Raw genomic sequence first — 19,589 nt, 5'->3', positions numbered from 1 at the left:
TAAAACACAAACAACATGCTTCCAGAACAAGACGCCTCCCACCTCAACGTAGAAAGTCATGAATTACGTATTCATTCCATTGAATCTTTTGGAACGCATGACGGGCCAGGTATTCGATTGGTCATTTTTGCACAAGGCTGCCAGTTCCGTTGCCTATACTGCCAAAACCCTGACACGATCGATGTAAAAGGAGGTAAGTTCATTGAACTAAAAGAAATTATCCGACGTGCTAAAAACATGAAGTCATACTTCAGGGGCATCGGAGGGGTAACAATCTCAGGAGGTGAGCCATTACTACAAAGGTCTCGAATCCTTGAATTATTTAAGCTGTTGCACGAAGAAGGGATTAACACCTGCCTCGACACCAACGGCCGTGTTTTAGATCAACACACCAAAGAATTACTGGAAGAGACGGATACCGTTATGCTCGACGTGAAGCACTTTGACAATGAGTGGCACAAAAAATTAACGGGAGCATCCAACCTCACCACCCTGAAACTCGCAGAATATCGAGAAGAAACAGGAAAAACACTCTGGCTAAGATACGTATTGGTCCCAGGCTGGTCAGATCAACCAGAGCATATTGAGGCGCTTGGTCAGCACTTCAAAGACTATAAAAGCATTGAAAAAATTGAGCTTATTCCTTACCACAAATTAGGCGTAAACAAGTGGGAAGTAATGGGATGGAAATATGAATTGGAGGGCGTAGAGCCCCCTACCGAAGCAGAAACTCAACAAGCTGCTGATATTCTAAGAAAGTACTTCAAGGAAGTTAAAGTGAAATAAATATAATTTAGGGACGGTCAATTTATGGCCGTCCTTTTATTTTGTGTTTCTGTTAAAATATATAACTTAGCGAAGAATTATTTATTAAGTGATTCGCCCAACCATTTCGACAAAAATCACTTAATAAAAATACAAACCGAATAATAGTAACAAGATGAAAAAACGCCTACCCATTTTAGCCTATATTCTCCTAAGCCTAATTCCTTTTGCATTAAAGGCACAGGAGCTCACCCCCACCGCCTCCGAAAGTGTGATCCAAATAACTTTCCACAATCTAAAAGATCAGCCTTACAGTGGCGCTATTAAACTGGAGCATCTTCACACCCATGAGGTATACAGCATGCAAGCAGATGCCCGAGGCGTGGTAATCGGAAAGGTACCCACAGGAGGCCATTATTGGATTAGCACCGAGCTGTCCAACAAAATTGAAAAGGTCAGCCTTCCAAAAAAAGAAAATCAACGGTACTTTACCGCTATTCAGCTTCCGTTTTACAATGACGGCCAACTGATGCCAACCAGCAACAGTGCGGTGCTCAAAATGACGGTCTTTGATGAAGCCAACAATAAAATCAGTCACCAACCCGTATTTCTGAAAGAGCAGAACTCAGGAAAAAGCCGAAAAATGGAAACCAACCAGGAAGGGGTGATTAACACGCTAATTCCTAAAGGACACGCTTTTGATGTACTGACAGCCAACAAGAAAAAAATAGGTGTCGTGGATAGCCGAAAGCTTGAAATGATACAATTATCCGTAAGAGGATACTAAAAAAAAGAGCGACAATCTACCTCAGAAAGTCGCTCTTTTTTTATGTTGATATTTTCAGACTAAGATCAAATCAAGTCAAAAACATCATCCACCCCCATTAATCGAGTGGTGGTAAAACCTTCAGCATATTGCACACCAATATGTTGACCATACTCACGCCCTCGGGCATTGAGGAACTCTACAAAAGCAGGCGTAGAAATAAAGGTTTGGTCTTCGGCATTACCGTCAGCGGTATCGCCCGTGAAAAACTGAGAGGAAAATGCCTTTACTGCCGCCATTTTCACATCCCATACCTCTGAGCAATCCACCACAAAATCAGGAGCAATGTAATTACTCTGAATATACTGATATACAGCCTTGGGGCGCCATGCTTCCTGCGTATGCCCTTCATCAAAAGTTTCTATCTTCTTTAAGCCCGCAAGAAAACAGGACACGGTTGCCAGCTCGCCACCTTTCTGATGATCAGGGTGACGGTCTTCCTTCGCGTTACAAAACACCACTTCAGGCTTGTATTTTCTCAGCATACGGATAACTTCCATCTGATGGGCCTGATCGTTGGTAAAAAAGCCGTCAGCAAATTGAAGGTTCTCCCGAACTGCCAGCCCCATAATCTCCGCTGAAGCGCGGGCCTCACGGTCTCGTATTTCTGCGCTACCCCGCGTACCCAACTCTCCTCTTGTAAAATCAACAATCCCTACGGATTTACCCGCGCGAATGTGTTTTACAATCGTTCCTGAGCAGGAAAGTTCTGCATCGTCAGGATGTGCGGCCAATACTAATATATCCAGTTTCATTATCTAACTCGAATTGTTTTTCCGACTCTAAGTACGCTACTTCGTTTCATTCCGTTGAGTCTGCAAATTTTTGTAACAGAAGTATGGTACCTTCTCGCAATATGACTCAATGTATCACCTCGACGAATCCGATGGTGTACAACCTTACGAACCTCTTTCAGATAGGCAAAGGTTTGAGGGGTCACTTCCATAATCCTGTATTTGAGCTGCAACTGCTGATCAATATCTACCACTGTCATGGGGTCTATGGGCATTCCTCTATACCTGATCTCAAAATGCAAATGAGAACCCGATGAACGCCCTGTGCTTCCACCCAGCCCGATTACCTCGCCAGCCTTTACTTCCTGACCTGGAACAACCAGACGTTTGGAGAGGTGGCCATAAAGGGTCTCTAAGCCATTGGAGTGACGCACCAATACATAATAGCCATATCCGCGGCGATCATATTTTGCCATACGCACCACTCCATCAAAAGCGGATACGATGGTATCACCTGTCTGCACCTTCAAATCGGTACCATAATGCCAACGATAGCGACGCATCCCAAAATTGGAAGTGATGTGCGTTTTCTTAGCTATAGGAGACACATAGGGGTGCCTTTCATCATACAACGGTAACTCCAAAGTATCGCGGAACTTGGTTCCATCGTACTGATACGGGTTTAGATTTACTGTTGACCAGGAAGAAAAGAAGTCCTGACTCTCTAAGAAAAAACATGGAATTTCAACTGATCCGATGTGGGTACGGCATTCCTCGTCGTAATCAAAACGGGAAGGCAAAGGTTTTTGTAATTCAGCAAGTTCGAGAGAATCAAACACGTAGGAGAAATCATCAAGATCCTCCATTTCTTTTTGATAAGCCTCATCTTTCCACGTAGCATTCAGTACAGAATCGGGAATATAGACCGTCTCTACTTTATGCTTCTTTTTGAACTTAAAAAAATCCCAAAAAGAGTGCTTTTGGGATTTTTGAGCCATTGCAGGCATAGCGACTGCAATGGCAAAAATCATGATTAAATAACTTCTTTTCACGCTTATTTTTCTGGTGTAAGTTCCATCTCTTTTTCTGCCAAGAAACGTTCAGCATCCAAGGCTGCCATACATCCACTACCCGCAGCAGTAACTGCCTGACGGTATAGTTTATCCTGTGCATCACCTGCGGCAAATACGCCCTCTACATTCGTTTTGGATGTTCCTGCTTCGGTGATAATGTAACCAGCCTCATCAGTATTAACATAGTTTTTGAAGATATCGGTATTCGGTTTATGACCAATAGCAACAAAAAATCCTGAAACCTCAATTTCAGATTTTTCTTTCGTTACATTATTGATCAATCTAACCCCTGTAACACCTTCTTCATTCCCTAAAACCTCGTCAGTTGAAGAGTTCCAAAGCACTTCAATATTTGGTGTTTTATCTACACGAGCTTGCATAATTTTCGATGCGCGCATTTCATCACGGCGAACAATCAAATAGACTTTGTTGGCCAATTTGGATAAATAGGTCGCTTCTTCAGCAGCAGTATCACCGCCACCAACTACGGCAACATCTTGCCCACGGTAGAAGAATCCATCACAAACAGCACAGGCAGATACCCCACGTCCATTGTATTCATCCTCAGAAGGCAATCCCAGCCATTTCGCCGAAGCACCTGTAGAGATGATGACCGACTTAGCGGTAATCTCATGTGATTCATCAATAACCACTTTATGAGGGTAAGAAGAAAAGTCCACAGATGTAGCAATACCTGTGCGGATATCTGTTCCGAATCGTTGTGCCTGACTCATGAAATCCATCATCATCGTTGGGCCATTGATTCCTTCTGGGTAGCCAGGAAAGTTCTCCACATCATTAGTGATCGTCAATTGACCACCAGGCTGAATTCCCTGATACATTACGGGCTGCAAACCAGCTCTTGAAGCATAAATAGCGGCAGTGTAACCTGCAGGTCCTGATCCGATGATTAAAACATCAATAGATTCTGTAGTCATGTTGATATAATTTAGTTTTTTATTATAAGCATTTCAATGGCTCAAATATCGGAAGAATTCTACAAAAAAAAGGTCTCTATAGAGACCTTTTAACATTGAATATTTTGATATGCTATAAGCGATATTAACCTAAATAAGGTTTAAGTGCTTTGCTTCTCGAAGTATGTCTTAAACGACGAATCGCTTTTTCTTTAATCTGACGCACACGCTCACGTGTCAGGTTGAATTTCTCCCCGATTTCTTCCAAGGTCATGGCTTGCTCGCCATTCAATCCGAAGTAAAGAGAAATAACATCTGCCTCACGTTGCGTAAGTGTAGAAAGTGCTCGTTGTACCTCGCGGCGCAAAGAATCACTGATCAATTCTGAGTCAGGAGTATCTTCTGTATCATTTTCCAATACATCCAACAGGCTGTTTTCTTCCCCTTGAACGAAAGGTGCATCAACAGATACATGACGACCCGAGATTTTCAGTGTATCAACCACCTCAGAGGTATTGACATCCAAAACTTCCGCCAATTCTTCTGGAGAAGGCTCACGCTCGAAACGTTGCTCCAATTCAGAGAATGTTTTAGAAATTTTGTTTAGGGACCCAACACGGTTCAAAGGTAAACGGACGATACGAGACTGCTCTGCCAAAGCTTGCAGAATCGACTGTCTGATCCACCATACTGCGTAGGAGATAAATTTGAAACCACGAGTTTCATCAAAGCGCTGTGCGGCTTTAATCAAACCAAGGTTTCCTTCATTAATCAAATCACCTAAAGACAAGCCTTGATTTTGGTATTGTTTAGCTACCGATACTACGAAACGAAGATTGGCTTTGGTTAATTTCTCCAATGCCATTTGATCTCCTTCACGAATACGCTTAGCTAACGTAACCTCCTCCTCTGGGGTCAATAAGTCTACCTTACCAATTTCCTGAAGATATTTATCAAGGGACTGACTCTCCCTGTTAGTGATCTGTTTACTGATCTTAAGTTGTCTCATCCGTACTTTTTGTGTTTACTGAATCCGAGGAAAACTCGAATGTCGCTCAAAGGCTAACATATATTATACGATAACCAAAAGAGATAGTTGTCTAAATCACAACTATCTCCAATGAGCATCGAGTGTCCTCTAAAGAAGGAACAAAAACCGATCCAACAATACTGACATGCAGTAAATTATGAATCTCTGCGGCGGTCACGGAAATCGCGTCCACCACGGCGATCGTTGTTGCGATCACCACGATTACGATCCTGGCGAGCAGGACGTTCCTGATAACCTTCAGGCTTCTCAATCAACACTTTACGAGACAGACGGTACTTACCAGTACGCTTATCTACTTCGATCAACTTCACTTGAACTTCCTCGCCTACTTCAAGTACGCCGTCCATTGTTTCAAGACGTTCCCACTTGATTTCAGAGATGTGAAGCAAGCCTTCTTTACCAGGCATAAATTCAATAAATGCACCAAATGCAGTAATTGATTTTACTTTACCAGTATAAATTTCACCTTCTTCAGGCATTGCAACAATACCTTTCACCCAGTTTACAGCAGCATCCATTGTTTCCTGAGATGCGGCAAAGATGTTCACCAAACCACCTTCTTCTACTTCTTCGATAACGATCGTAGCGCCAGTTTCTTTTTGGATTTCCTGAACAATCTTACCACCAGGTCCGATTACCGCACCAATCATATCGCGAGCGATTTTGATGGATTTAGAACGTGGTGTATGAGGTTTCATTTCGCTGCGAGGCGTAGAGATTGTTTTCTTCATCTCGCCAAGGATATGAAGACGACCATCACGCGCTTGCATCAAAGCTTGCTCCAATACTTCGTAAGATAATCCGTCTACTTTAATATCCATCTGACAAGCAGTGATACCATTCTCTGTACCTGTTACTTTGAAGTCCATATCTCCCAAGTGATCTTCATCACCCAAGATGTCCGTCAATACTACATGGCGATCAGTATCTACATCAGAGATCATCCCCATCGCCACACCAGAAACAGGTGCTTTAATTGGAATACCTGCATCCATCATAGAAAGACATCCACCACAAACAGTTGCCATTGAAGACGAACCGTTAGATTCAAGGATATCAGAAACGATACGGATAGTGTAAGGATTATCCTCTGGGCTTGGCAATACATATTTCAATGCACGAAGTGCCAAGTTACCATGTCCTACCTCACGACGTCCTGGTCCACGGTTAGGCTTCGCCTCACCTGTTGAGAAACCTGGGAAGTTGTAATGCAAGATGAATTTGTTTGTTCCATGGTGCATCGCGCCATCGATCATCTGCTCATCAAGCTTCGTCCCTAAAGTAGTGGTACACAAAGATTGTGTTTCACCACGGGTAAATACTGCTGAACCGTGTGCAGACGGCAAATAGTCGATTTCAGACCAGATTGGGCGAACTTGCTCAGGCTTACGGCCATCCAAACGCACCTTCTCGTCCAATACCAAGTTACGAGATGCTTTCTTGTTGATTTTACCAAAGTAAGTACTTACCAAGCCCAAGTTCACCTCAGTGTCCTCGCCCAATGATTCGATGTACTCTTCTTTCACTTTAGCAAAAGCAGCAGAACGCTCTTTTTTATTATTGATCAATTGTTTGGCAACAGCATAAACTTTGTCATACAATTTCTCGAACATTTCTTTTTCAAGCGCTTCGTCATGAGTCTCATGGCAGTAAGTACGCTTTTCCGTCTTACCTGCTTCCTGAGCTAACTCAAGCTGAACTTGACATTGTTTTTTGATGGTCTCATGAGCTACCTTCATTGCCTCAAGCATATCCTGCTCAGAAGCCTCGTGCATCTCACCTTCCACCATCATGATATTATCCATAGTCGCCGCAACGATCATGTCCATATCTGCTACTTCCAATTGAGCAGGCGTTGGGTTAACCACGTATTCTCCTTCAGAACGCGCTACACGTACTTCAGAAACTGGCTCACTGAAAGGAATATCAGAAACAGCGATAGCAGCAGAAGCTGCGAAACATGCCAAAGCATCTGGCTTAGCATTGTCATCCGCTGAAATCAAAGTCACCATCACTTGTGTTTCAGAGTGATAATCACTTGGGAACAAAGGACGTAACGCACGGTCGATCAAACGACACACCAATACCTCATGATCAGAAAGCTTTCCTTCACGTTTCAAGAAACCACCAGGAATACGACCAGCAGAAGCGAATTTCTCTTGATAGTCAACTGAAAGAGGGAGGAAATCTACACCTTCACGTGCATCTTTTGAAGATACAACAGTGGCCAACAACATTGTGTCGCCCATGCGAACCACAACAGAACCGTCGGCTTGTTTCGCTAATTTACCAGTCTCTACACTGATAGTACGGCCATCAGGAAGGGATAAGGTTTTGTTTATTACGTTTGGATACATATTAATATTATATAAATCGAATCTTCTAAAAACTATATTCGAGGTAAAAAGAGTAACCCGATGTCCAGCATTTACCCCACCAGACACATCTCCATTTGGGTCATTCGTACGTCCAAAATATCTAATTATTGGCGATTTTCCTCATAAATCGATGAAAAATCACACGAAATAAGTATGCTACAATGAGCAAAAAAAGGGAACCCTTGGATTGGATTCCCTTTTATATTTCTGAAATTATTTTCTAATTCCAAGTTCTGCAATGATTGCACGGTAACGCGTGATGTCAGTCTTTGTCAAATAATCCAACAATGAACGACGCTTACCAACCAATTTCAAAAGACCCAAACGAGTAGAGTGGTCTTTTTTGTTACGCTTCAAATGCTCAGTCAAATGGTTGATACGGTGCGTGAAAAGTGCAATTTGCGACTCTGCAGATCCAGTATCCGCCTTTGATTTCAACCGACCATGATTCTCAAAGATTTCTTCTTTCTTTTCCTTTGCCAAATACATAGCTAGCAAAAATTTAGGTTTAATAATTATTATACGAACCGCAAAGATAGTAATTAAAACACGATAATCTAACAAGTAGCGCATTAAATTTCCTCTTTGCGGAGGAGTTTATTACAAAGACTATTCCCCTTTTTGTTCGGGGAGGGCATCTTGCTTCGTTTTCTTTTTGAAAAGCATTTTTATTCTATCAAAAACCACGGCGTAGAAGTCTGTATCGAACAATCGGGCGTCTACACGTGCCTGTCGGAGAAAAAACAAACCGAAAGGCAAAAGCACGAAATCCGCAGCCCAAATTCCTGCAAATGCAGAAACGAGCCCTTCTTTGGCCCACTTCTCACCCGTCATCGAGACGATGAAATAGAAGATAAAAAACACAATGGATATCAGCACGGGAAAGCCCAGGCCACCTTTTTTGATAATCGCCCCGAGTGGCGCACCAATCAGGAACATGATCACGCAGGCCATAGACATGGCAAATTTCTTCTGCCACTCAATCTGGAAGCGGTATTTTGACTTCAGCCTGTTCTCTATTTTATTCGACTGCGACATGATGGTATTTTTGACATACCGTGACTGAGAGAGTGCCGAGCGATAAACCCGCGCGTTTCGATTCTTCACCTCCAGCAGAGAGTCCACCTTCAGGGAAGCCTGTTCCGCAACTTCAAAAGAATAGTCCGCATAAAGGTTTACTTCCGGTTCCGCCTGCGCTGCTACCATTGGCTGAGTATTGATAGAATCTTCCGCAGACTCATCAACATCAAAAGGCGCACCCTCTTCGGCCAGCATCGACTGCGCGGCACCTCCATAGGTTCCACTTTCTTTCACTGGTTTCGTTATCTTTTTCCCAGCCTCTTTCTCCAGGAACAGCTCCATCATTCCAGTGGTGTCCGTACCATTCTGCGCCAGGGAATCCAAACGTCTAATTTCATTCCCCCTTGCTTTCATAAAGTTCATTTTCCTGATGATCTTCTGCCGTTTAAGATGCTGCTCGGCATAAAAATCAGGCACCTCAACTTGCCCTTTGAGGTGATATTTAAACCAGCTGTTTGACTTCATCCCATTGTACACCTCATACCTGAAAGCATTGGCATCCAACTGCAGGGAGTCAATATCATGCCCCAACTGATTGACGTTTTTCATCATCCTATTGGAAGAAAACAAATCCTCACGGGTACGCTCGAGGTCAAAAGACTGCATTGAAAAAACCATTTTCGAGCGCTGAAAATGATTCCGCATCAGTGGCGCGATATCGTGATAGCCCGAGGAGCCCGACTTCACCCCATCAGGATTGGACTCCGTATAGCTGTTGCCATGATAGAGCTCCATGACCAGATAGCGCTGGTTGTGGATCATATACATATCGCCAGAATCCGCCAGGATCACTTCCTTGTTCCCCTGCCCATCACTGTGATTGTAAATGATCATATTTTTCATCGACTTCCCGTTATCGGAAACCGATTTTACCCGAATCTTATAACCTGGCAAATCCCCATAGAAGACGCCCGGCTTAATTTCCATCGCTGGCTTTTTCCGCTTGATATCATATAGCAACGACCACGCCTTGAGGTTGGCCTTGGGCACAATCTGATCATTACAATAGAAAGCAAAGCCCGAGAGAATGATTGAAAAGATGAAGATAGGCCGTAAAACCCGCAACAGGGAAATCCCTGAACTCTTAATCGCCGTCAGCTCGAAATGCTCCCCAAGGTTACCGAAGGTCATCAGGGAAGAGAGCAACACCGCCAAGGGCAATGCCTGAGGAATCATGAATATTGAAAAATAACCCACCAATTCGAAATAAGTGGATGCGCCAAGCCCCTTCCCGACCAGCTCGTCGAAATAACGAAGGAAAAACTGCGCCAGCAGGACGAACACCGCCACTGCCAAGGTCCCGATAAAGGGACCAATAAAAGATTGGAGTATTAACTTATCAAGTTTCTTCATAATTGCACTTAAGGCCAATTAAAGGCAAATTTATAAAATTATTGGCTTATTAGAAGCTCAAGAAGCGATCTTCTGTTTTTTTAAATTTTTTTGACCTCAAAATATGCTTTAATACAAGCATTTAGATTTTTTTGAAAAATAAATTTAGGCGTTTAAGTAAAAGGTCGTTGCTTTTTGCCTGAGGATTTCCCTATATTTGCACTCCCAAACGGAAACAGGCGAGGTAGCTCAGTTGGTTAGAGCGTCGGATTCATAACCCGGAGGTCGCGAGTTCAACTCTCGCTCTCGCCACAAAATAAAACCACAATCTCTTAAAGTGAGATTGAAAATAAACCTCTCGGCGAGGTAGCTCAGTTGGTTAGAGCGTCGGATTCATAACCCGGAGGTCGCGAGTTCAACTCTCGCTCTCGCCACTATTAAATACCACAATCTCTTAAAGTGAGATTGAAAATAAACCTCTTCGGCGAGGTAGCTCAGTTGGTTAGAGCGTCGGATTCATAACCCGGAGGTCGCGAGTTCAACTCTCGCTCTCGCCACTATTAAATACCACAATCTCTTAAAGTGAGATTGAAAATAAACCTCTTCGGCGAGGTAGCTCAGTTGGTTAGAGCGTCGGATTCATAACCCGGAGGTCGCGAGTTCAACTCTCGCTCTCGCCACTATAAATACCACAATCTCCTTAAAGAAGATTGAAAATAAACCTCTCGGCGAGGTAGCTCAGTTGGTTAGAGCGTCGGATTCATAACCCGGAGGTCGCGAGTTCAACTCTCGCTCTCGCCACTATTAAATACCACAATCTCTTAAAGGGAGATTGAAAACAAACCTCTCGGCGAGGTAGCTCAGTTGGTTAGAGCGTCGGATTCATAACCCGGAGGTCGCGAGTTCAACTCTCGCTCTCGCCACTATAAATACCACAATCTCTTAAAGGGAGATTGAAAATAAACCTCTTCGGCGAGGTAGCTCAGTTGGTTAGAGCGTCGGATTCATAACCCGGAGGTCGCGAGTTCAACTCTCGCTCTCGCCACTATTAAATACCACAATCTCTTAAAGGGAGATTGAAAACAAACCTCTCGGCGAGGTAGCTCAGTTGGTTAGAGCGTCGGATTCATAACCCGGAGGTCGCGAGTTCAACTCTCGCTCTCGCCACTATTAAATACCACAATCTCTTAAAGGGAGATTGAAAACAAACCTCTCGGCGAGGTAGCTCAGTTGGTTAGAGCGTCGGATTCATAACCCGGAGGTCGCGAGTTCAACTCTCGCTCTCGCCACAACAAAAAAGCACATCTTTATCGGATGTGCTTTTTTTATGCCACACGGTACGGACGTTGCATGCAACGTCCCTACTTCAGTGAAGATTCTATTTTTTCTGAATGAAAGGTTATTGACTACCTTAATCCAAAGTCGTCTGAATCAAGACAGGAAAGTGATCAGAGGCAAAACGTGGCTTCTTCTGAATGTAAGACAGGACGCCATACTTGAGAACGGGAATCTCTTTACTGACAAAAATGAAATCAATTCTGCGCCAGCCAAAGTTCACATCAAAGGCATTGTAAGTACCTTCAGGGCCAAATCGAGGCGTCTGACAGTGATCATGCGCATCCAGAAATTGTTTTTTTACCAAGCCAATCGATTCATGATCAGCCGTCATGTTAAAGTCGCCGGTTAAGAACTGTGGCAAATGCTTCTTGTTGATTTTTTTAATCTTCTTTAACATCAACTTCGCGCCTTCTACCCTCGCAATTTCTCCTGCATTATCCAAATGCACATTAAAGAAATAAAACTGCTTGTGGTTAGATTTCTGCTCGAAAAGCCCCCAGCTACAAATGCGTTTATAGTGCGCATCCCAACCCATACTTGCCTTCTCGGGCGTTTTACTCAGCCAAAAGTCGCCATGATCCAACAGCTTGAATTTATCGGTACGATAAACAATGGCTGAATGCTCGCCCTTCACGCCTTTGCCTTCACGGGAAAGGCCAATGTAAGCGTAATTTGGCAAGGAAGCGATATCGTCCAATTGTTCCTTATGACCTTCCTGCGTCCCAAAAATATCAAAATCATGATAACGGATTTGAGCTTTCACCTGCTCCCCTCGTTCTCCCCAGCTGTGTTCGCCGTCGTTGGTGGAATAATACCTCAGGTTGTAGGTTCCCACATTAATTTTTTGTGCATACAACTGCCCTGCAAACAGGCACAGCAATGCGATAACACACATCTTCTTCATCATCGTCATAATAGGTTTGCGAAAAAACACCTTCGTCAATAACCCAAGCAAAGGATCGACACCGGCATTTTATCTTAAAAATAAAGTCAGTACAAAAATAAAACACCATCCCCCACACACAAGATCTCCCCAAGTTTTCCTACAAACCCTTTACGATTGGCATGAACTTCTACACTGATCAATAGAATAATATCAATTTCATTATCATGAGAAATTATCCCTCTGTTATTTTCAACTTCCGAACATTCACGCTGCTATCATCTGACTTATAGTTGATCATCAACAGTAATCACCTGCTATTACGGTCTCATCTGATGCATCAACTCTGGAGAAAGCCCTTTGGGTGGCTTCCTGCCTCCTGACGGATCGAAGTTGGAGAGACGATAGGTAAAACTCACCATACCATAACGCTGTAAAACCTGCGTGTACACATCCTCAACATAGGCGGAAGTAACATTTCGGGCAATTGACTGATTCTGATTAAATAAATCGAAGACCTTCACCGACAGCTCCGCACGGTTGTCCTTCATCATTCGCATCCCTAACGACAGGTTCATCAAAAAGACAGTCGGATCAATCTCACTCAGGCCGTCGTATTTCACGAAGTTGGTTTCTGCACTGACAAAACACCTTTTCAGAAACGTTTGCCGTGCCATCAATTGGAGGCTGTGCTGAAAATAATCATTGTTCTGGTCAGGATTGAAATCGCTGTTGATCAGGTAAAGGTTCGTTTTCCATGACATGGAGAAATCTGTATCCTCCCCAATATTACTCGACAGCTTGACCGTCTGCCCGAACCTGTTATTATTAGTATAGGCCACCCGCTGATTGGTCATGCCGACTTCCCGAGTAAAACTATAATTGGAGTGCAGGTTCAAGTTTGATTTGATCACCTCCACAGGAAACCCGATTACAAACTGCATATTGGCCGTCAGGTAGCCATTCAGATTGACCGACTGCTGAATCGTTGTTCCTTTGCTCACCTCCACACCATTCGAAAGCGTAGAATCGCGCTGAACAATATAGGTGGCGTTGGTTACCTTGTCGTTGGTCAAACCTGCCGAAGCATTCAAAAACATAAACTTTCCCGCCCGAGGATCAAACGACCGGTAATTAAAGCGCAAAGTATGGTTATTCTCCTGCTGAAGTGCGGGATTACCCATCGAAATATTGAGCGGATCACTCAGATCAATAACATCCTGCAAGGCGGTTACTGACGGCAGACTTGTTGATGCCCGATAACTGACGCGCAACCTTTTGGCACGGCTGAATCGATACGACAAATTGGCCTCAGGTAAAAACTGCTGAAACTGGTACTGATACAAGCCATTTTGCGGGAAAGTATTTTCAGAATCCATCATCATCAACTGATAAGAACCGCCAGCCGAAAAGGACAGCTCATCTTTACGCCACTGATACCTCAGGTAAGGCGCATGACTCGCATTGGCGTTATTAAACACACTCGACTGCTGATCGAGCAACTCACGCTCCTGTTCCGAAAACTGGTGCTGCGCATACACACGCGTATCCGCCTGCCGAACATCGTAACCAAATTTATAACCCAATTGCAACATGGCATACGTCCCCACAGGTTCGGTATAGCTGGTATTCAGACCCAAAGCATAATTTTTAGTCACTGCATTGGTTTGCTGATCAGTGGTATCGATCTGCACCATTTCCTCCCGCAAACTTCGGGTAATGGCCCAGTTATCCACTATACCATCCTGATGATACACCGAGGTGTTGGCTTCCACCGAAAATGTACGACGTTCTTTTTCAAACTGATGGCGATACAGCACACTGTTCGAAAAGTTCACCCCCGACCGTGTTGCCGACTGCGCATTGTCGGAATAGTTCAGCGTATCCTCTTCCAACAAAGTCGTCTGACGCCAGTCGTCGGTACTGTTGTTGCCCTGAATACTCAGACTCGGCTTGATGAGCAAAGAATTTCGGTCATCGATTTTATATTCGAGCTGTGCATTAAAGCGGTGATTTAAATTCGACTGATGGTGCCCCTCATCCGCATTCATCTGCTGATCTTCCGCCCCCTCTATCGGATAAGTCCTGAAAGTTTCTGAAAACTGATCCGTGCTTTTCTGATTGAAAAAATAACTGCCCGTCACGGTCCACTTCTCCCCCCATTTGTCCGAATAATTCAAGCCCAACGCATTGGTGGTCGATATCCCCGCATTCTGATTGCTCAGGAAATTTTGCGACTGATCGAAAGGCGAACTGCCGCCGTCCCCTCCACGTCCGCCGCGTCGGCGGCCACCACCGCCAACCACGCCCATCAAATCCTGCATGGAAAAATTCTGCTCATTCACATTATTCGACATCCCGATCAGGGAAATCCGCTGGTCACCCTTAAACAGGTTTAAATTACCCGTAGCCGCATAACGCTGGTCTGCTCCATAGCCGAGTTCCACCCGACCAAACTTACCGTATTGCTTGGCTTTTTTGGTGATGATGTTGAGCACTTTCGTGCGGTCGCCATCATCAAAACCTGTAAACCTTGACTGCTCACTCTGCTCGTCAATCACCTCAATTTTCTCAATAATCTCCACTGGCAGGTTCCGCATGGCAATCTTGGGATCACTGCCAAAAAATGGGCGGCCATCCACCAGCACCTTCTTCACTTCCTCCCCCTCTGCGGTGACATTCCCCGAAAGGTCCACCTCCACACTGGGTAACTTTCGGATAAGATCTTCCGCCATAGCCTCAGGGCGTGTTTTAAAGCCGTCAGCGATAAATACCGTCGTATCCTGCTTCACCTCCACCTGAAGTACCGAAGCGCGGATTTCGAGCGTATCAAGCACCTTTGTGGTTGCCTCAAGCTGAATCAGCGGCAGGGTCACCTGATCAGCGCCTTCCACTTTAACCACCATTTGATAAGGCTGATAACCCAAAAACTGACATTGCACCTTATAGCGGCCAGCCTGTGGCAACTGCGCCATATAACTGCCCGCTGCGCCCACAACCGTTTGAATACTCACCGAGGGCTCATCCACTGCGGTAAATAAAAGGTAAGCCCCCTCAAGTGCTTCCTGATTTTGTAAACCAAACACCTGCCCCTGTACTTTGACACTTTGCGCCATGCTTACATGAGTCAGTAAAAAAAATAAAAGAAGGTAAAGCGTTCTCATAGTGTTGATGAAGTAATTGATAACACCGTGAAGAACTTCATTTTTTTATTGAAACTATAAAATATTCTACCAACAACATAAAAAATTCAATCAAAGGAGGATCTTAAAAAAATAAGGCATAAAAAAAACCCACTCAAATTAATGAGTGGGCCCTCTATATTGAAATAGAACTATTTTATTTTACTTTCGCAACGATTGCTTTGAAAGCCTCAGGATGATTCATCGCTAAATCAGCCAATACCTTACGGTTTAGCTCAATGTTGTTCTTTTTCAATGCACCCATCAAGGCAGAGTAAGACATACCTTCTTGGCGAGCACCTGCGTTGATACGCTGGATCCAAAGTGAACGGAAGTCACGCTTCTTAACCTTACGGTCACGGTAAGCATATCCCAAACCTTTTTCAACGGCGTTCTTAGCTACTGTCCAAACATTTTTACGACGGCCAAAATAACCTTTGGCTAATTTAAGAACTCTTTTACGACGCGTTCTTGACGCTACGTGATTTACACTTCTTGGCATAATAATAAATTTTTTGACAGATGGTGATTCTTACGAATGCTTATCTTTTAGACCAAATGCCTGGTGAAATAATAAATAAACCGAAACTTCGGCTTAGCCGAAATTAGATGTGAAGCTGTGCTTTGATGTTCGACAAGTCAGCTTTATCAACTAAACCTGCGTGCGTCAAATTACGCTTTTGCTTCTTTGTTTTTTTAGTCAAAATGTGACTTTTGAAAGCGTGCTTTCTTTTGATTTTTCCAGTACCAGTCAACTTAAAACGTTTCTTAGCACTTGATTTGGTTTTTACCTTAGGCATAATACAAATCGGTTAAAATAAATAAAATAGTCTAATATATATTGACACAATAAAGACGGATACCAGAAGATACCCGCCTCCTTGCATGAATATCGTTGGATTACTTTGCCGCTTTTTTCTTAGGAGAAAGCATGATGGTCATACGCTTTCCTTCCAATTTTGGCAATTGGTCAACTTTCGCCAATTCAGCTAAAGCCTGAGCGAATTTAAGCAACAATACCTCACCGCGATCCTTGAAGACAATCGTACGACCTACGAAATGCACGTAAGCTTTCACTTTCGCACCTTCTTCCAAGAACTTCTCAGCATGCTTCAATTTAAATTGAAAATCGTGCTCATCAGTATTAGGACCGAAACGAATCTCTTTCAACACCGTTTTCTGAGCCTTCGCCTTAATTTCCTTTTGCTTTTTCTTTTGCTCGTATTTGAACTTCGAATAGTCAATGATACGACAAACAGGAGGATCGGCCTTTGGAGAAATCTCTACTAAGTCCAAACCTTGCTCTTTGGCCATTTTTAGGGCATCACGTGTTGAGTAGACACCTACTTCAACATTTTCCCCTACTACACGGATTTCACGTGCGGTAATTTTTTCATTAACGCGATAAGGCTCTTCTTGCCTCACCATCCGTCCACGGTTTGATCTTCTTGGTCTGATAGTATGTATTTAATTTCGTTAAACTTAAAATTCGAGTCGCAAATATGGACATTTTTTCCGACTAATGGAATTATTGTCCCTCAATTTAACAAGGATTTTTTATCAAAATATAAATTCATGAGAAAAGCGCGTAACCATGAACTGCGAATTCAGCGATAAATAGCCAAATTCGTACCAAAAAAACCGCTTTCAGGAATTTCAATCCTCATCTGCCCAAAGATTAAATTTCTAACCTGATCGATCAAAAACAATAGCTCTTGAGGCACTTCTGCCTTAGGCACAAAAAAAAGATCGCCATTCCGAAGAACAACGACCTTTTCATTTTGCGATAAAAAATCAGTAATTAGCCTCCAGTAACACTGCTTTCAATTTTATCTTGCATGTATTTCAATGCTTCTTCAATTGTAAATGTTCCGATATCTCCTTCGCCATGTTTACGCAAGGAAACTTTGCCTTCAGCAGCTTCTTTCTCACCAGCGATAATCATATAAGGAATTTTTGTCACCTCAGCATCACGGATTTTACGACCGATCTTCTCATCACGGTGATCCACAAAACCATTGATATCCGCTAACTGGAACGCATTGTAAACCTTCTCCGCGTAATCCGCATATTTCTCAGAGATTGGCAAGACTGCAATTTGCTCTGGCGCCAACCACAACGGGAATCTACCTGCGCAATGCTCGATCAATACTGCCGTAAAACGCTCCATAGAACCGAAAGGCGCACGGTGAATCATTACTGGACGGTGCTTTTGGTTATCAGAACCAGTGTACTCCAATTCGAAGCGCTGAGGCAACTGATAATCCACCTGAATGGTTCCCAACTGCCAAGAACGACCCAAAGCATCTTTTACCATAAAGTCCAATTTAGGACCATAGAAAGCCGCTTCGCCAGTTTCCACTACGGTGTTCAGGCCTTTTTCATCAGCAGCCTCCTGAATGGAAGCCTCAGCCAAAGCCCAGTCTTCATCAGAACCGATATATTTTGTTTTATTTTCAGGATCACGCAAAGAAACCTGCGCAGTGTAGTTATCAAAGCCCAAAGCATTGAAAACATACAACACCAAGTCGATTACCTTTTTGAACTCTTCTTTTACCTGATCAGGACGACAGAAGATATGGGCATCATCCTGCGTAAAGCTGCGGACACGTGTCAGGCCATGCAACTCACCAGACTGCTCGTAACGGTAAACGGTACCGAACTCGGCAAGACGGTAAGGCAATTCTTTGTAGGAACGCGGACGTGCACGGTAGATCTCACAGTGGTGAGGGCAGTTCATTGGCTTCAACAAGAATTCCTCACCTTCAGAAGGCGTCTGAATCGGTTGGAATGAATCCTCACCGTATTTCTCGTAGTGACCAGAAGTCAAATAAAGATTTTTGTTACCGATGTGTGGCGTAACTACAGGCAAATAACCTGCACGCTTTTGGGCTTTCTTCAAGAAATTCTCCAAACGCTCACGCAGCAACGCACCTTTCGGCAACCACAATGGCAATCCCTGACCTACTTTTTCAGAGAAAGTAAACAACTCCAACTCTTTACCCAATTTACGGTGGTCGCGCTTTTTAGCCTCTTCCAACATCGCCAAGTGCTCTTTCAATTCTTTGGCTTTAGGGAAAGTTACCCCGTAAATTCGAGTCAATTGCTTACGTTTTTCATCACCTCTCCAGTAAGCACCCGCCACGCTCAACAATTTGATCGCTTTGATAGAACCGGTGTGAGGTATGTGTGGCCCACGACAAAGGTCGGTGAATTCACCTGAAGTATAGAAAGTGATCTGACCATCTTCCAAACCGTCAATCAATTCCAGCTTGTACTCGTCATCTTTTTCCGTGAAGTAAGAAATCGCATCCGCTTTGGAAACTTCCTTGCGGTCGAACGTCTGTTTTTGCTTCGCCAACTCCAACATCTTTTTCTCGATGCGTTCCAAATCCTGATCACCGAAATCCTGATCGCCGAAATCTACATCATAGTAGAAACCATTGTCAATCGAAGGACCGATACCGAATTTGGTGTGCGGGTAAAGAATCTGCAAAGCCTCAGCCATCAGGTGGGCCGAAGAGTGCCAGAAAGTGTGCTTTCCTTCCTCGTCATTCCAAGTCAAAAGCTGAACTTCTGAATCTTCCTTGATCTCGCGGGTAGCATCCCACACTTCGCCATTCACTTTGGCAGACAATACATTTCTCGCCAAGCCTTCAGAGATGCTCAACGCCACCCCGTGCGAGGTGATTCCTTTGTCGTACTCCCTAACTGAACCGTCAGGAAGCGTAATTTTAATTTGCTCAGACATAATAATATGTTATGGTTTCGATTTTTCAATATTACAACTATTGACTTAATCGCTTCACCCAACTACCCGACTACAAAGGGGCCCGCAGGGTGGTTAATCACAAAGATAAACGGTATGGGTGGGATTGCAAAATGGACAACAATGAATGCTATGATTTGACCATGATTTACATGATTAAAAGGATTACCATGATTTTTAAAAGAGAAGAAGGAGGTCGAGGTAAGAACACCTATCGCGAGAGTCCCTCTCGTGATAATCAAAGAACCCTGTAAAGGCTCG

Annotated in this window: 15 protein-coding genes and 9 tRNA genes; 11 read left to right on the top strand and 13 right to left on the bottom strand. The window is 43.7% G+C overall.

Features of this window, described 5'->3' with window-relative positions; translation table 11 throughout:
* Window positions 1-15: 15 nt before the first annotated feature.
* Window positions 16-786 (top strand): pyruvate formate-lyase-activating protein, encoded by a 771-nt coding sequence (gene pflA / locus AABK40_RS05190; RefSeq protein ID WP_338397814.1) that lies wholly within the window; start codon window positions 16-18, stop codon window positions 784-786.
* A 154-nt stretch (window positions 787-940) separates the two neighbouring features.
* On the top strand, window positions 941-1,552 hold the full coding sequence (locus AABK40_RS05185) for a hypothetical protein (protein WP_338397813.1): 612 nt from the start codon (window positions 941-943) through the stop codon (window positions 1,550-1,552).
* 65 nt (window positions 1,553-1,617) lie between these two features.
* Here the strand turns inward: AABK40_RS05185 and bshB1 are convergent, their stop codons facing one another.
* From bshB1 to AABK40_RS05150, 7 genes are all read right to left on the bottom strand, one after another.
* A complete protein-coding gene (gene bshB1 / locus AABK40_RS05180) occupies window positions 1,618-2,346 on the bottom strand; it encodes a bacillithiol biosynthesis deacetylase BshB1 (protein ID WP_338397812.1) in 729 nt (242 codons plus the stop codon).
* Window positions 2,346-3,356 carry a peptidoglycan DD-metalloendopeptidase family protein gene (locus tag AABK40_RS05175; protein WP_332920353.1) on the bottom strand — a complete coding sequence of 337 codons (1,011 nt, stop codon included), beginning with the start codon at window positions 3,354-3,356 and terminating at the stop codon, window positions 2,346-2,348. The genes bshB1 and AABK40_RS05175 overlap by 1 nt, the downstream gene beginning before the upstream one ends.
* A gap of 23 nt (window positions 3,357-3,379) precedes the next feature.
* Entirely contained in the window at window positions 3,380-4,336 is a 957-nt protein-coding gene (gene trxB, locus AABK40_RS05170; RefSeq protein ID WP_332920352.1) for a thioredoxin-disulfide reductase, read from the bottom strand.
* Window positions 4,337-4,460: 124 nt separating this feature from the next.
* A complete protein-coding gene (locus AABK40_RS05165; RefSeq protein ID WP_332920351.1) occupies window positions 4,461-5,324 on the bottom strand; it encodes a sigma-70 family RNA polymerase sigma factor in 864 nt (287 codons plus the stop codon).
* Between the two features lie 176 nt (window positions 5,325-5,500).
* The gene (gene pnp / locus AABK40_RS05160) at window positions 5,501-7,723 is read right to left on the bottom strand and encodes a polyribonucleotide nucleotidyltransferase (protein WP_332920350.1); all 2,223 of its coding nucleotides are present in this window, start codon (window positions 7,721-7,723) and stop codon (window positions 5,501-5,503) included.
* A gap of 234 nt (window positions 7,724-7,957) precedes the next feature.
* Window positions 7,958-8,233 (bottom strand): 30S ribosomal protein S15, encoded by a 276-nt coding sequence (rpsO, locus tag AABK40_RS05155; protein ID WP_332920507.1) that lies wholly within the window; start codon window positions 8,231-8,233, stop codon window positions 7,958-7,960.
* A 120-nt stretch (window positions 8,234-8,353) separates the two neighbouring features.
* A complete protein-coding gene (locus AABK40_RS05150; RefSeq protein ID WP_338397811.1) occupies window positions 8,354-10,177 on the bottom strand; it encodes an LptF/LptG family permease in 1,824 nt (607 codons plus the stop codon).
* Between the two features lie 217 nt (window positions 10,178-10,394).
* On the opposite strand from AABK40_RS05150, the gene AABK40_RS05145 reads away from it, so the two are divergent.
* The 9 genes from AABK40_RS05145 (at window position 10,395) to AABK40_RS05105 (ending at window position 11,445) form a co-directional block, all read left to right on the top strand.
* Window positions 10,395-10,468, top strand: a tRNA-Met gene (locus AABK40_RS05145).
* 48 nt (window positions 10,469-10,516) lie between these two features.
* Window positions 10,517-10,590: transfer RNA gene (locus tag AABK40_RS05140), tRNA-Met, on the top strand.
* A 49-nt stretch (window positions 10,591-10,639) separates the two neighbouring features.
* A tRNA-Met gene (locus AABK40_RS05135) sits at window positions 10,640-10,713 on the top strand.
* Window positions 10,714-10,762: 49 nt separating this feature from the next.
* Window positions 10,763-10,836 (top strand) — tRNA-Met (locus tag AABK40_RS05130).
* A 47-nt stretch (window positions 10,837-10,883) separates the two neighbouring features.
* Window positions 10,884-10,957, top strand: a tRNA-Met gene (locus tag AABK40_RS05125).
* A 48-nt stretch (window positions 10,958-11,005) separates the two neighbouring features.
* Window positions 11,006-11,079 (top strand) — tRNA-Met (locus AABK40_RS05120).
* Window positions 11,080-11,127: 48 nt separating this feature from the next.
* A tRNA-Met gene (locus AABK40_RS05115) sits at window positions 11,128-11,201 on the top strand.
* 48 nt (window positions 11,202-11,249) lie between these two features.
* Window positions 11,250-11,323, top strand: a tRNA-Met gene (locus AABK40_RS05110).
* Between the two features lie 48 nt (window positions 11,324-11,371).
* Window positions 11,372-11,445: transfer RNA gene (locus tag AABK40_RS05105), tRNA-Met, on the top strand.
* A 122-nt stretch (window positions 11,446-11,567) separates the two neighbouring features.
* On the opposite strand, the gene AABK40_RS05100 is transcribed toward AABK40_RS05105, so the two are convergent.
* From AABK40_RS05100 to thrS, 6 genes are all read right to left on the bottom strand, one after another.
* Window positions 11,568-12,401 (bottom strand): endonuclease/exonuclease/phosphatase family protein, encoded by an 834-nt coding sequence (locus AABK40_RS05100; RefSeq protein WP_332922088.1) that lies wholly within the window; start codon window positions 12,399-12,401, stop codon window positions 11,568-11,570.
* A gap of 296 nt (window positions 12,402-12,697) precedes the next feature.
* Window positions 12,698-15,493: a TonB-dependent receptor domain-containing protein gene (locus tag AABK40_RS05095; RefSeq protein ID WP_338397810.1), complete on the bottom strand. Its 2,796-nt coding sequence runs from the start codon at window positions 15,491-15,493 to the stop codon at window positions 12,698-12,700.
* 223 nt (window positions 15,494-15,716) lie between these two features.
* A complete protein-coding gene (gene rplT / locus AABK40_RS05090) occupies window positions 15,717-16,061 on the bottom strand; it encodes a 50S ribosomal protein L20 (RefSeq protein ID WP_332922086.1) in 345 nt (114 codons plus the stop codon).
* A 103-nt stretch (window positions 16,062-16,164) separates the two neighbouring features.
* Window positions 16,165-16,359, bottom strand: coding sequence for a 50S ribosomal protein L35 (gene rpmI, locus AABK40_RS05085; protein ID WP_332922085.1), 195 nt, complete (start codon window positions 16,357-16,359; stop codon window positions 16,165-16,167).
* Window positions 16,360-16,459: 100 nt separating this feature from the next.
* Window positions 16,460-16,987, bottom strand: a complete 528-nt coding sequence (infC, locus tag AABK40_RS05080) for a translation initiation factor IF-3 (protein WP_332922084.1) — start codon at window positions 16,985-16,987, stop codon at window positions 16,460-16,462.
* A 373-nt stretch (window positions 16,988-17,360) separates the two neighbouring features.
* The gene (gene thrS, locus AABK40_RS05075) at window positions 17,361-19,310 is read right to left on the bottom strand and encodes a threonine--tRNA ligase (RefSeq protein ID WP_338397809.1); all 1,950 of its coding nucleotides are present in this window, start codon (window positions 19,308-19,310) and stop codon (window positions 17,361-17,363) included.
* Window positions 19,311-19,589: the final 279 nt, after the last annotated feature.

Origin of the sequence: Persicobacter psychrovividus, assembly GCF_036492425.1 — a bacterium.
GTDB classification, from domain to species: Bacteria; Bacteroidota; Bacteroidia; order Cytophagales; family Cyclobacteriaceae; genus Persicobacter; species Persicobacter psychrovividus.
The sequence above is the reverse complement of the archived record's forward strand: the minus strand, read 5'-3'. Positions and strand labels throughout refer to the sequence as shown.